This window comes from Allostreptomyces psammosilenae, from assembly GCF_013407765.1.
Lineage (GTDB): Bacteria > Actinomycetota > Actinomycetes > Streptomycetales > Streptomycetaceae > Allostreptomyces > Allostreptomyces psammosilenae.
Window position 1 is genome coordinate 1,300,319 of record NZ_JACBZD010000001.1, and the last position, 12,301, is coordinate 1,312,619.

Consider the following 12,301-nt stretch of genomic DNA (forward strand, 5'->3'; position numbering starts at 1 on the left):
TCACACGGCCGGGATCCGGGCGGCAAGCGAATGGATCGAAAGTTGAGGCGGCCTTCCCCGAAAGGGGCAGGTGGGCCGCCCCGCGCCGGCGGGGCGGGCCCACGGCGCCGGGTCCTAGGAGGCGGAACCCACCGGATCGGCCCCGGCCGGACGCTTCCCGGCGTCGTCGTCGGCCGGCGAGGGGCCGTCGTCGCGCCGCTCGGCGAGGATCCCGTACAGCACCACGGCGCTGACCGCGCAGATCGCGCAGGCGCCCCACAGCACGCCCGCCAGGGCGGCGCTGTAGCCCTCGCCGAGGAACTCCACGAACCGCTGCCGGGCCTCGGCGGGGACCAGCGCGGCCGGGCCGTCGAGGTTGCCGCTGGCCACGCTGTCCGCGACGGCGCCGGCCTCCAGGCCGCCGGCGTCGCCTCCGGCGGTTCCGGTCCCGGCGCCGTCGGCGGCCGGGCGGTAGGCGTCCAGGCCGTCGGCGACGCGGTCGCGCACCAGGGAGACCAGGGCCGCCACCATGCCGGCGACCGCCACCGCCTCGCTGGCCAGGCGGATGGTGTTGAACATCCCCGACGCCATGCCGGCCTTGGCCGGCGGCACGGTGCTGACCGCCGCGCCGTCCATGAGCCCGTAGATCAGCCCGATGCCGCCGCCGACCAGCAGCAGCGGGCCGGCCAGGGCCAGCGGGCCGGTCCCGGGGTGGACGACGGTCAGCCAGCCGCATCCGGCCGCCACCAGCAGCAGGCTCCCGCTGATGATGGCGCGCAGGGTCACGCCGGCCTGCAGGAGGCGTTCGGCCACCAGCGGGAAGACCAGCACCGGGGCGGTGAGCAGCAGCATGGTCAGCCCGGCCCGGCCGTCCGTCAGCCCGCCCGCGCCGACCAGGTAGGACGGCAGCAGCACCAGCAGCCCGACGAACCCGAAGGACACGGCGGTGGCGAGCAGGTTGACCGCCACGAACCTCGGCTCGGCGAACAGCGACAGGTCGAACATCGGTGCCGGGCGGCGCCGCTCCACCAGGACGAACGCGGTGAGCAGCGCGGCGCACCCGGCCAGCAGGCCGAGGACGCCGGCGCTGGACCATCCCCACTGGGGCCCTTCGATGACCGCCAGGGTGAACAGGAACAGCGCGAGGGTGAAGGTGAGGGTGCCGGGCCAGTCCACCGGGCCGGCGTCCGGGTCCCGGGACTCCCGGACCAGCCGGAAGCCCAGCAGGGCCGCGAGGGTGATGGCGGCCTGCAGGAGGAACACGTAGCGCCAGCCCAGTCCGCTGACGATCAGGCCGGTGGTGGTGGGGCCGATCGCCAGGCCGGCGCCGATGGTGACGCCGACGAACGCGAACGCCCGGGTGCGGGCGGCCCCGGAGAAGGTGTTGGCGATCACCGACACGCCGGCCGTCATGATGGCCGCCGCGGCCAGACCGGCGAAGGCGCGGGCCACGTCCAGCACCACGATGTGCGTCGCGGCGGCGGCGAGCAGCGAGCACCCGCCGTACAGGGCGACGCCGAAGGCGAAGACCCGCCTGCGGCCCACCCGGTCGGCGATCGAACCGGCGGCCATCATGAAGCTCGCGGCGGTGACGTTGTACGCGTTCACCACCCACTGCAGCGGCACGACGCCGGCGTCGAGGTCGCGGCCGATCGCCGGGAGGGCGACCGGCGCGCCGCTGAGTCCCAGGGGGACGATGAGCACGGCGAGGCAGAGCGCGAAGAGGGTGAGCCCCGCTCTGGGCGGTGCCTCGGGTAGGGCGGGGGCGGCCATGGCGGTACTCCTTCTCGGTTCGGGGCGTGCGGGGGTGCGGCCCGTGCGCGGCCGCGGGTGCGTGAGGTGTGGGGGGCGGGGGGTGCGCCGGCGGGCGCCCGGACGCGCCGGGGGCGGCGCCCACCCGAGGTGGACGCCGCCCCCGGCGTGCGCGGCGCGGCGGGTCAGGCCGTCGGGGCCGGCTTGGGCGCCCCCATCAGCGGCTTGTCCCAGGCGCCGAGCTGCCGGAACAGCTCCAGGTCGTCACGGACCGCCCAGTGCTCGTGGACCTGGCCGTCGGTCACCCGGTAGATGTGGATGTGCTGGACCCGCACCGACTTGCCGGTCGCCGGGACCCCCATGAAGTCGGTGACCTGGCGCCCGGTGAAGATCACCCGCAGCGTGGCCTTGTCGCCCTTGGCGAAGGAGTCGACGATCTCCCAGCGGGCGCCCTCCCAGACGCTGCGCATCCAGCGCGCGGTGTTGGCGTAGGCCTCCGGACCGCGCGGGGAGCCCTCGGGGGCCTCGTAGTCGATGAAGTCGGGGTGGACCAGGCGCTTGGCCACCTCGTCGTCCCCGTCGTTGAAGATCTTGCCCATGTCCACGGCGATCTGGCGCACCTCTTCGTCCGTCACGGCGGACTCCTCTCCTCATCGTGGTGGTGGTGCGGTGGCGTGCACGCGGCTGGTGCGGGGTGGCCCGTCGCGGCGGGCGTGCGGCCGCCGGCGGGCTACCGGGCGCGGCGTCGCGGGACGCGCGGCGCGCGGCCGGCCCGGTGGTCGGGGGTGGGGGGCGGTCACTGCCCCATGGCGAGGCCGCCGCCGATCGGGATGGCGGCGCCGGTCACGTAGGAGGCGCCGTCGCCGGCCAGGAAGCGCACCACCTCGGCGACCTCCTGCGGGGTACCGGTGCGGCGCAGCGGGGTCTGGCTGAGCAGCTGTTCGCGCCGCCGGTCCTTGACCCCCCGGATCATGTCGGTCTCGATGAGCCCCGGGGTGACCATGTTGACGGTGATGTTGCGCGAGCCGAGCTCCCAGGCGAGGGAGCGGGTCAGGCCCAGCATCCCGGACTTGGAGGCGGCGTAGTTGGCCTGGCCGGGGGAGCCGAGGAAGCCCATGACGGAGGAGACGAACACGATCCGCCCCCACTTGGCGCTGATCATGCCGCGGGCGACGAGGCGGGCCATCCGGAAGGCGCCGACCAGGTTGGTCTGGATGACGTCCTCGAAGTCCTCCTCGCGCATCACCGGGGCGAGCGCGTCGCGGGTGGTGCCCGAGTTGGCGACAAGCACGGCGACCGGCCCGAACTGGGCCTCCACCTCGGCGACGGCGCGCTGGGCGGCGACCGGGTCGGTGACGTCGCACCGGACGCCGAGCAGCCCCTCGGGCGGCTCGCCGGTCCGGTAGGTCACGGCCACCTTGTCGCCGGCCTCGGCGAAGGCGCGGGCGACGACCAGGCCGATGCCCCGGTTGCCGCCGGTGACCAGTACGCTGCGTGACACGATGCTCTCCTGTTCGGGGTGGGGGACGCCGGCCGCCGCCGGTGTCACGGGGCGGGCGTCGCGGTGGCGGTGGGGGCGGCGGGGGTTCCGGCGGTCGCCGGGCCGGCCAGCTGGCGGCTCAGGCGAGCCGCGGCGTCGTCGGCGTCGAGGAAGTGGACGGACCGCCAGCCGACGGCCTCGGCCCCGGCGCAGTTGGCGGCGAGGTCGTCGACCAGGACGCACCGCTCGGGCGGCAGCCCGCTCCGTTCGACGGCCGCCGCGAAGATGGCGGCGTCCGGTTTGCGCGCCCCCACCTGGAAGGACAGCACGACGGCGTCGAACAGGCCCTCCGGCGGGACCATCCGCCGCCACTGGCGGTCCCAGGCCGGCGGCATGTTGGAGATCAGCCCGAGGAACACGCCGGAGGCGCGCAGCTCGCGCAGGTGGGCCAGCCACCGCTGGTTGGTCCGCCGCCCGGCGAACCAGCGCTCGCCGAAGTCCGACAGGTCCACCCGCTGGCCGACCTCGGCGTGCAGGGCCTCGCTGACCCGGCTCGCCCACTCCTCCTCGGGGATCAGCGGGGTGTCCAGCGGGGCCATCACGTCGCCGCCGAACGGTTCGGCCACCGTCGCCATGGCGCGGCGGAAGGCGTCGCCCGGGATGCCCTCGCGGCGGCAGAAGTCGTCCACGTCCTGGCTGATCGGCGGCGTGAGCACGCCGCCGAAGTCGGTCCACACGGCGTACCGGGAGCGGCTGTCGGACGTCATGAGCGGGCCTTTCGGTCAGTGGTCTGCGCGGGGTCGGGGCGGGCGCCGGTGGTGGCGGTCCGCTCGAAGGTGAGGTCGATCCGGGCGATGTCGGCGCCGTCCTGCCGGAAGGTCACGTGGTAGGCGTCCGGCGCGGCCTCGCCCGGGTTCACCCCCGGCCGCCCGGTCGCCACCAGCGCGCTGTCGAGCTCCGCGAACCGCAGGAACCGGGCCTGGCAGCCGGTCACCGCGGTCCCCACCGGAACGCCGCCGAGGTGGGCGAGCTGGCGGGCCGCCTCGCACAGCACCATCGCCGGGACGTGGTCGTAGGTGTGGTCGAACAGGGCGCTGTTGTCGTAGCGGGGCTCCACCTGCGCCGAGGTCTCCTCGCCGGTGTGCGCCGGCTCGCCCAGCACCACGTTCACCGGATTGGCCCGGCCCACGGCGGCGGCGTCGGCCGGGCGGCTGCGCAGCCGCCCGCGCAGCTGCTCGGTCAGCGGCGGGGTGGAGCCGCGCTGGAGGAAGCGCAGCTTGTGGTAGTCCTCGCCGCTGGTGACGCTGGTGTCGATGTGTACCCGCCCGACGGGCCGGCCGGCCATGCCGAGGTCGACGTCGAAGACCGCGCCGCGCAGCCGTCCGCCCCGGGCCTGGACGCGCCGGCCGTCTCCGCGCAGGTGCAGTTCGCCGGGGCGGGCGCCGACCGGTGGGGGAGTGCCGCCGTCGAGCCGGATCGACCAGCTGTTGACCAGGAACGCGCAGTCCATCGGGATGCCGAGGCCCTGGTGGCCGGCGGCGGTGGAGGCCTGCCGGGCGGCCTCCAGCAGCAGCAGGAAGTCGTAGCCCGCTGGGCGGCGCGGGTGGTCGCCGTAGTAGCCGTGGGCCAGCGGGAGCTGGGCGCCGGCCAGGTACCGCGTGCCGTCGAAGGGCAGCAGGTCGGTGACGAACACCTCGGAGACGGCCGCCCGGTGGACGAGCTGCCGCTCGATGGTGCGGGTGAAGCTGGGCGGGGGCGGTTCGGGCGCTGCCGCCGGGGTGTCCCGCGTCGTGGTCATGCGACCTCCTCGGTGCTCGGTGCCGCTGGAAACATCGTGCTGGTCCGGTATGAAAGCCTCGTCAAATCCGCATCGCACCGGCCGGGGCGGTGCGCGTTTTTCTTCCCGCCGCTCGTCCAAACGTCCCTCCGGACGTCCACCGGACGTTTCCGCCGGGACGTCTCCGGCCCGCCCCGGATTCTCCGCGCCCGGTGCCGCGCGAATCCCGGCGGCGAACCTCGCCGCTTTTCCCGCGACGTTCGCCGGGCCGCCGGGAGAATCCCCGCGCCGGCCGCTCAGGATTTCCCGGGAGCCTGCAGAACGGCGCAGGACCAGGTGAATCCGGCGCCCGCGTTCAACAGCAGGGCGATTTCCCCGGGGCCGAGCACGGCGCGCCGGACGAGCTCGCTCAGCCCGGCCGCCAGGTCTCCCGCCCCCAGGTGCCCGGTCTGCCGCCCCCAGTCCGCGGTGGGGGCCCGGACGATCTCGCCGACGGTCGGGATCCAGGCCGTCTGCAGGGTCTTGAGCCCCAGACGGGGCAGCACCACCAGCCGGATCCGCGGGTCGTCGGGTGCCACCCCGGCGTCCAGCAGGGCACCCGTCAGCACCTGCCGGATCCGCTCGGCGTTGACCTTGCTGAACCCCTCCAGGCCGTGTTCGCTCAGGTAGCCGCGCTTGGTGCGGCGCATGTCGACCACCGGGGAGTTCGCCCGGGGCACCTCGGCGAACGGATCCGCGCCCCGGTGCATCGCCTCCAGGTGCGGCGCCGCCGCGCTGTGCAGCGCGCGCAGCACCAGCGGGTTGTCCGGGCCGGCCGGCCGCTCCAGCAGCACGGCGGTGGCCCCGTCGCCGTAGGCCGCGCCGTAGTCGCTGCGCCAGCGGTCGAACCCGGGCGGGGTGAACCGGTCCGCCGTGGTCACCAGCGCGAGGCTGCGCCCCAGCGTCAGCTGCTGGCGGGCGACGGCGAGCTCCAGGGCGGCCGCCCCTCCGTTGCAGATCTGCTGGACCCCCACCGGCACGGCGCCCTCCGCGCCGAGCTGGTGGGCGATGTAGTGCGGCGCGGACCACAGGTCGTGGCCCTGGTAGTGCATCCAGGCGTGGTAGAGCCCGGACAGCTCGGCGGCCGGCACCGCGGCCAGCCGCAGCGCCTCGGTGGCGGCGCGCACGGCCATCTCGGGCGCCGAGAGGCCGGCCGCCACCGGCAGCCGGTCGTGCCCGAGCTCGCGCGCCGTGCGCGGCTCCACCCGCTTCTCCGCGACCGCGCTGGCCGCGGTGTCCGCCCCGTCCGGCAGCCACAGAGCGGCCGCCGCGACGCCCACCGGCGCGAGGGGTCTCAACGCCAAGCCACCTCCGTCCTCGATAGGGGTTTGAGTGGTGCGTGGGAAGAGGATTTCCGCCCGGCATGGAATTCGCATGAAAAAGGCGTGGAAGATCACCGTGATCTTCGATTCGACGGGTTCGGCCGCCGTCCGGGCGGGGAAAGTGTCACTTTCGAGGCAGCCCGCCCCCGATATTCGTCGCACGCTCTTGCGAATCCCCGACGGGCCGTCTTGAATCTTCCCCACACCGGTGCGTGGCGGATTTCCCGCCCCGCCCGGCCAGCAGGGTCCGAATTCGTTGCAGGGCGACGGCCGGATTTCCGGTCGCGTACGGAAGGGATCGACCATGTCGGAGAACCAGCTGCCCGAGCTCACCGAGGAACTGCGCGCCCGCGTGCGGGAGATCGTCGCCGACGTGCTGGAGGTGCCGGTCGCCGAGGTGGGCGAGACCAGCAGCTTCACCGAGGACCTCGACGCCGACTCCCTGTTGGTCATCGAGATCTTCTCGCGCTTCGAACGCCAGCTGGGCCTGCGCATCCCGCAGGAGGAGCTGGCCGACCTCGACAACCTGGCCACCGCCTACGCCGTGATCGCCCGCCACGCCCCCCAGGAGGCGCTGCGTGTCTGAGTCCACCCCGCGCAGGGTCGTGGTCACCGGACTCGGCGCGGTGAGCAGCCTGGGCATCGGCGCCCGGCCGTTCATCGAGGCGATCCGCGCCGGCCGCGACGGCGTCACACCGATCCGCGCCTTCGACACCACCGGCTTCGACCACGTACTGGCCGGCGAGGTGCACGACTTCCGCCCCGAGCGGTGGCTGCGCCGGCTGCGACCGGACCGCTGGGGCCGCAGCGGCCAGTTCGCCGCCGCGGCGGCCCGCCTCGCCGTCCAGGACGCCGGCATGGACCCGGACGCCCTGTCCGCCGCCCGCGCCGGCAGCGCCATGGGCACCACCAACGGCGAGGCCCGGGTCTTCCAGGCGCTCACCGAAGGCTGGCTGGACGGCGGCCCCGAGGCCATCGACGCCGCCCTCGCCGCCCAGGCCCCCGCCGACCGCATCGCCACCGCCGTCAACACCGAACTGGGCCTGCGCGGCGAGGCCGTCACCTTCGGCACCGCCTGCGCCGCCAGCAACTACGCCCTCGGCCACGGCTACGACCTGATCCGCTCCGGCGCCGCCGACGCCATGCTGGTCGGCGGGGCCGACGCGGTGAACCGGGCCACCCACGCCGGCTTCCACCGCCTCGGCGCGATCGCCCCCGACCTGCCCCGCCCGTTCGACGAACACCGCGGCGGCATCGTCACCGCCGAGGGCGGGGTGGCGCTGCTGCTGGAGTCCTGGGAGGCCGCCCACGCCCGCGGCGCCCGCGTCTACGCCGAGGTCCTCGGCTACGCCGTCACCTGCGACGCCAAACACCCGACCCAACCCGACCGCGCCGGCATCGCCGAGTGCGTCCGGCGCGCCCACCGCAACGCCGGTGTGAAGCCGGAGGAGGTGGACTACATCTGCGCCCACGGCACCGGCACCCCCGCCAACGACTCCACCGAGGTGGCCGCCGTGCGGGAGGTGTTCGGACAACGCGTCCCACCGATCAGCTCCATCAAGTCGATGCTCGGCCACACCATGGGCGCGGCCAGCGGCTTCGGGGCGCTGGCCGGCTGCGCCGCCCTGCACGAGGGCTTCCTGCCGCCGACCGCGACCGTGCGCACGGTCGACCCGGCGCTCGGCCCGGACCTCGACTGCGTGCCCGGCACCGCCCGCCGGGCCCGGCCGCGGATCGTGGAGAACCACGGCTTCGCCTTCGGGGGGAACAACGCCATCGTGATGCTGGGGAGGTACCGATGAACGGCGACGCCGCACCGGCCACGGTGCACCTGACCGGCTACGGCGTGGTCAGCGCCGCCGGGGTCGGCGGCAAGGCCCTGCTCCAGTCCGTGCTGACCCGCTCGCTGCCGCACGAGGCGGACGCCGAGGAGGAGCGGCGGATCCTCGGCGGCGAGCGGCCACCGGGCATGCGCCTGCTCCCGGTGCCGGACTTCGACCCCGGCGAGCACCTCGGCCGCAAGGGCCTGCGCCACCACAGCCGCACCACCACGCTCGGCATGACCGCCTGCCAACTGGCCCTGGACAGCCTGCCCGAACCGGTGCCGGAGGCCGAACGCCCGGACACCGGCGTCGTGCTCGGCACCAGCACCGGCAGCGCGCGGGCGATCACCGAGTTCTTCCAGGACACCTACCGTCAGGAGCGCCCCTACCTGGTCAGCCCCTCCCTCTTCCCCGGCATCCTGCTGAACCACTGCGCCAGCCAGTTCGCCATGCGGCACGCCTTCACCGGGCCCAACGCCTCGCTCGCCGGCGGTCGGGTCTCCAGCCTCTCCGCGCTGCGCTACGCCCGTGGCGCCCTGGTCACCGGCCAGGCCCGGCGCCTGCTCGCCGGCGGGGTGGAGGAGCTGAGCGCGCAGGCGGCCTGGGCCTGGCACCGGGCCGGCGGCCTCGGCCGCGGCGCGGCCCTGGGCGAGGGCGGCGCGGCGTTCGTCCTGGAACGGGTGGAGCCGGCCGGCGACGCGCCGGCGTCGTCCCTGGCCGAGCTGCTCGCCTGCGAGGTGGGGTTCCGCTCCGTCGAGGAGGGGCCGCTGGCGGTGGCCGACGCGCTGGCCGGATGCGTCCGGGACGCGCTGGCCGCCGCCGGGGCCGCCGCGGGGGACGTCTCCACCGTCGCGGCCGGGGCCAGCGGAGCCGGCGGTGGCTGGCCGGCCGTGGAGGCGCGTGGACGCGGACGGGCCCTGGCCGGGGGGCGGCCGTACGTCATCCGGGTCGAGGAGACGCTCGGGGAGACCTACAGCGCCAGCGGCGCCCTGCAGCTGGCCGCGCTGCTGGCGCACTGGGACCCCTCCGCGCCCGCCGGGGAGGGCGAGTTGGGCCTGGTGACCTCCGTGGGCGCGGACGGGGCGGTGGCCTGCGCCGTCCTCCGCCGCACGGCCGGCCACCGGAACTGACCGCCCCCGATCGACTGACCGACTGACCGACCGATCGGCCGTGTGCGGCCGTGCGGCCCGACGGCGACAGCGCCGTCACCTCGGGCCGCGCGGCCGCACGGTCACGCGCTCATCGAGCTGTCCGGCGGCACGAGGCCGCCGGGCGCGCCCAGCCCGGGCCAGGGGATCAGCGCCGCCCGCACCGCCCGGTTCACCGCGTCCACCCGGGAGACCGCCCCGAGCTTCTTGAACACGCCGCGCAAGTGCCGCTTGACGGTGCCTTCGGTGATCTCCAGGTGGTTGGCGATCTGCCGGTTGCTCATCGCCGCGGCGGCGCACAGCAGGACCTGGTGTTCGCGGCGGGACAGCCGCACCGGCGCGGTCGGCGGGACGCGCGCGGCGGCCGGACCCGGGGAGAGGGCCGCGGCGCCGTCCCCGCCCCGCCCGCCGGCACCACCACCGGCCGCGTGGACGGCCAGCAGCATGGCCTGGCGGCTCACCTCCTTGTGCAGGTAGCCGCCGGCGCCCGCCGCGACGAACTCCCGGACGGCGCCGGGTTCCGCGCACGGGGCCACCACCAGCACCTGGGTGCGGGGGGAGGCCCTCCTGATGTCCCGGACCGTCCGGGGCGCGTGGGGGTCGCCTGGCTCCGGCTCCAGGAGCAGCACGTCCGGCCGGAAGGTGGCCGCCGCCCGGACCGCCTGCCCGCCGTCCACCCGGGCGACGACCGCGACACCGCCCTGACGGAGCGCGTCGGTGGAGGCGCGGAGCGACGCCTGGGGGCCTGCGAGCACGATCCGTATCGGGGTCATGACACCTTCCTCGGACTCGGGGAGTGGCCGGCGGGTCCGGGAGCCCGCGGCCGGGAGCGCGTGCCGGGCGACGTCAGGCGCGGGCCACGACAGGACCTCAGCGAAGCGCCGCGAACATAACAAACAGGCAAGTATGTTTTCAACAGGGTGTCAGGACAGATGTGCGAACGGCCTGATCGTCCGCGCGCCGACCGCCGCCGGCCCTCGCCGGCCCCTCCTCGCCGTGCTGACCTGTAGGGATCGGGGAGCTGGGCGGAGGTGGCAGCGATCAGCCCCATCCGCTACGGCGGACGGGGCTGAGGGGGAAATAAACAGATCAGTCTGCCTTTACCGGCTCGCGCCGCCGTGACGCCGCGGCGACCGGCTCGCTCGCCCCGGTCCCGGCCGGCCGGGCCGCGGCCGGCTCGGGCGTCGCCTCGGGCGTGGCCCCGGGTGCTGCCTCGGCGTCCTGGCGGGCCCGGGCGTTGACCGCGCAGCGGCGCTCGATGTCGGTGTCCAGGTGCGGCACCAGGCCGGGGACGGCGATCCCGGGCAGCAGGAACCGCCACATCGCCGACACCCGGTGCAGCAGGTCGCGACGGTTGTCGTACACCTGGGAGAGCAGCTGGATGCCGGTGAACGCGCCCACGATGAACTCGGTGACCTCCTGCGGGCGCACCCCCGGCAGCAGCTCCCCGCGTTCCTGCGCGCCGCGCAGCAGGCTGCCGATGACGTTGGCCGCCCCCTGGTAGGGGGCGATCTTCGGCTGGCTGAACGAGGTCTGCTCCACCGTCAGCCGCACCCCGGCGCGCAGCACGGAGTCCGTCTGCAGGCGGAAGGCGTACTCCGCGGTCAGGTCGATGACGCCCTGGAGCTTCACCGTGTGCGTGGGGATCACCAGCGCCTCGTCCTGGGCGGCCACCAGCGCGGCGGCGATCGCCTCCTTGGACGGGAAGTGGTGGTACAGCGCCCCCCGGGTGAGCCCGCTGCGGCTGAGGATCTCGGTGGTGCTGGCCCCGTCGTAGCCCAGCTCGTCGAAGGTGGCCGCCGCCGCCTCCAGGATCATCCGCCGGGTTCTGATCGCTCGCTGCTGCTGTGCCATGCCGTCCGTCCCCCCTACTTGACCAACACTTTAAAAAGAAACCGTCCTGTCTGTATCTTATCTCTCGGGTCGGGCGCGTCGGCCTCGCCGGTGGCTTGCCCGGCCCTTCCGCGTCCCTGCGCAGGAAGACAGGTGATCCCGTTGGGTTCGTTACGCGTCTCCACCTCCCGGGTCGACGTGCCGGCGCTGCGCGCCTGGCGCCCCGTCACCCGCCGGCCCCTCACCACGACCGTTCCGCGCGAGTACGTCCACCGCGCCGCCGTCGCCGAGGTGCTCCTCACCGACTGGGAGACGGACGGCCCGGACCGGTTCACCGTCACCGCCCAGTGGCCCCGGGGCCACGCCCTCTACACGCCGATCGCGGGACACCAGGACCCCCTGCTGCTTGCAGAAACGATTCGCCAGAGCGGGGCGCTGCTCGCCCACGCCGAGTACGGCGTCCCCCTCGGCCACCAGTTCCTGATGCACCGGCTCGCCTACTCCGCCCTCCCCGAGGCGCTGGCCGTCCGACCCGCCCCCAGCGAGATCACCCTCCGCGTCAGCTGCCACGACGTGACCCGGCGCGGCGGCCAGCTGTCCGGCATGCGCTACCAGGCCACCGTCTCGTGCGGGGAGGAACCGATCGCGGCCGGCGAGGCCGAGTTCTCCTGCGTCTCACCCGCGGTCTACCGCAGGCTCCGCGGCCCCCGCCCCTACGGCACCGACACCCCGCTCGCCCACCCCGTCGACCCCGCCTCCGTCCGGCGCGGCTGCCCCCGTGACGTCGTCCTCGCCGCCACCCGCTCCCGGCACCGCTGGCTGCTGCGCGTCGACACCACCCACCCGCTGCTCTTCGACCACCCGGTCGACCACGTCCCCGGCATGCTCCTGCTGGAGGCCGCCCGACAGGCCGCCCAGAGCGTCACGGGCCCCACCCCGGTGCTGCCCACCGCGCTGGAGTCCACCTTCGCCCGCTACGCCGAACACGACGCCCCCTGCTGGATCGAGGCCACCCCCCAGGCCCCGGAGCCGTCCGGCCGGATCCCCGTGCGGGTCACCGGCCACCAGGGCGACGCCACCGTCTTCACCAGCACCGTCACCACCTGGCCGCTGACCTGACGACCGCGTCCACCGAGCGGAGGCCCACC

The 12,301-nt window shown here is 75.1% G+C and carries 12 protein-coding genes; 4 read left to right on the forward strand and 8 right to left on the reverse strand.

Going from position 1 to position 12,301, the window contains the following annotated elements; translation table 11 throughout:
* Positions 1-114: 114 nt before the first annotated feature.
* The 6 genes from FHU37_RS05055 to FHU37_RS05080 form a co-directional block, all read right to left on the reverse strand.
* Entirely contained in the window at positions 115-1,752 is a 1,638-nt protein-coding gene (locus FHU37_RS05055) for an MFS transporter (protein WP_179813028.1), read from the reverse strand.
* Between the two features lie 164 nt (positions 1,753-1,916).
* The gene (locus FHU37_RS05060; protein ID WP_218903943.1) at positions 1,917-2,366 is read right to left on the reverse strand and encodes an ester cyclase; all 450 of its coding nucleotides are present in this window, start codon (positions 2,364-2,366) and stop codon (positions 1,917-1,919) included.
* Between the two features lie 161 nt (positions 2,367-2,527).
* A complete protein-coding gene (fabG, locus tag FHU37_RS05065; RefSeq protein ID WP_179813029.1) occupies positions 2,528-3,232 on the reverse strand; it encodes a 3-oxoacyl-ACP reductase FabG in 705 nt (234 codons plus the stop codon).
* Between the two features lie 44 nt (positions 3,233-3,276).
* Entirely contained in the window at positions 3,277-3,978 is a 702-nt protein-coding gene (locus FHU37_RS05070; RefSeq protein ID WP_179813030.1) for an HAD family hydrolase, read from the reverse strand.
* Positions 3,975-5,009 (reverse strand): ScbA/BarX family gamma-butyrolactone biosynthesis protein, encoded by a 1,035-nt coding sequence (locus tag FHU37_RS05075; protein ID WP_179813031.1) that lies wholly within the window; start codon positions 5,007-5,009, stop codon positions 3,975-3,977. Before FHU37_RS05075 ends, FHU37_RS05070 begins: the two co-directional genes overlap by 4 nt.
* 275 nt (positions 5,010-5,284) lie before the next feature.
* The gene (locus FHU37_RS05080; RefSeq protein ID WP_218903944.1) at positions 5,285-6,331 is read right to left on the reverse strand and encodes a ketoacyl-ACP synthase III family protein; all 1,047 of its coding nucleotides are present in this window, start codon (positions 6,329-6,331) and stop codon (positions 5,285-5,287) included.
* Positions 6,332-6,653: 322 nt separating this feature from the next.
* On the opposite strand from FHU37_RS05080, the gene FHU37_RS05085 reads away from it, so the two are divergent.
* From FHU37_RS05085 to FHU37_RS05095, 3 genes are read left to right on the forward strand one after another with little or no spacing between them, the layout of a single operon-like run.
* The gene (locus FHU37_RS05085) at positions 6,654-6,935 is read left to right on the forward strand and encodes an acyl carrier protein (RefSeq protein ID WP_179813033.1); all 282 of its coding nucleotides are present in this window, start codon (positions 6,654-6,656) and stop codon (positions 6,933-6,935) included.
* Positions 6,928-8,151 carry a beta-ketoacyl-[acyl-carrier-protein] synthase family protein gene (locus tag FHU37_RS05090; RefSeq protein ID WP_179813034.1) on the forward strand — a complete coding sequence of 408 codons (1,224 nt, stop codon included), beginning with the start codon at positions 6,928-6,930 and terminating at the stop codon, positions 8,149-8,151. Before FHU37_RS05085 ends, FHU37_RS05090 begins: the two co-directional genes overlap by 8 nt.
* Positions 8,148-9,302: a beta-ketoacyl synthase N-terminal-like domain-containing protein gene (locus tag FHU37_RS05095; RefSeq protein WP_179813035.1), complete on the forward strand. Its 1,155-nt coding sequence runs from the start codon at positions 8,148-8,150 to the stop codon at positions 9,300-9,302. The genes FHU37_RS05090 and FHU37_RS05095 overlap by 4 nt, the downstream gene beginning before the upstream one ends.
* Positions 9,303-9,403: 101 nt before the next feature.
* Here the strand turns inward: FHU37_RS05095 and FHU37_RS05100 are convergent, their stop codons facing one another.
* A complete protein-coding gene (locus FHU37_RS05100; protein WP_179813036.1) occupies positions 9,404-10,093 on the reverse strand; it encodes a response regulator transcription factor in 690 nt (229 codons plus the stop codon).
* 316 nt (positions 10,094-10,409) lie between these two features.
* Positions 10,410-11,174: a ScbR family autoregulator-binding transcription factor gene (locus FHU37_RS05105; protein ID WP_179813037.1), complete on the reverse strand. Its 765-nt coding sequence runs from the start codon at positions 11,172-11,174 to the stop codon at positions 10,410-10,412.
* Between the two features lie 132 nt (positions 11,175-11,306).
* On the opposite strand from FHU37_RS05105, the gene FHU37_RS05110 reads away from it, so the two are divergent.
* Positions 11,307-12,272 carry a ScbA/BarX family gamma-butyrolactone biosynthesis protein gene (locus FHU37_RS05110; RefSeq protein WP_376773894.1) on the forward strand — a complete coding sequence of 322 codons (966 nt, stop codon included), beginning with the start codon at positions 11,307-11,309 and terminating at the stop codon, positions 12,270-12,272.
* The last annotated feature ends 29 nt before the right edge of the window (positions 12,273-12,301 follow it).

Bases quoted from the DNA above. Each gene is read 5' to 3' on its own strand.
- FHU37_RS05055 (WP_179813028.1), bottom strand. From the start codon at position 1,752: ATGGCCGCCCCCGCCCTACCCGAGGCACCGCCCAGAGCGGGGCTCACC.
- FHU37_RS05070 (WP_179813030.1), bottom strand. From the start codon at position 3,978: ATGACGTCCGACAGCCGCTCCCGGTACGCCGTGTGGACCGACTTCGGC.
- FHU37_RS05075 (WP_179813031.1), bottom strand. From the start codon at position 5,009: ATGACCACGACGCGGGACACCCCGGCGGCAGCGCCCGAACCGCCCCCG.
- FHU37_RS05085 (WP_179813033.1), top strand. From the start codon at position 6,654: ATGTCGGAGAACCAGCTGCCCGAGCTCACCGAGGAACTGCGCGCCCGC.
- FHU37_RS05095 (WP_179813035.1), top strand. From the start codon at position 8,148: ATGAACGGCGACGCCGCACCGGCCACGGTGCACCTGACCGGCTACGGC.
- FHU37_RS05100 (WP_179813036.1), bottom strand. From the start codon at position 10,093: ATGACCCCGATACGGATCGTGCTCGCAGGCCCCCAGGCGTCGCTCCGC.
- FHU37_RS05105 (WP_179813037.1), bottom strand. From the start codon at position 11,174: ATGGCACAGCAGCAGCGAGCGATCAGAACCCGGCGGATGATCCTGGAG.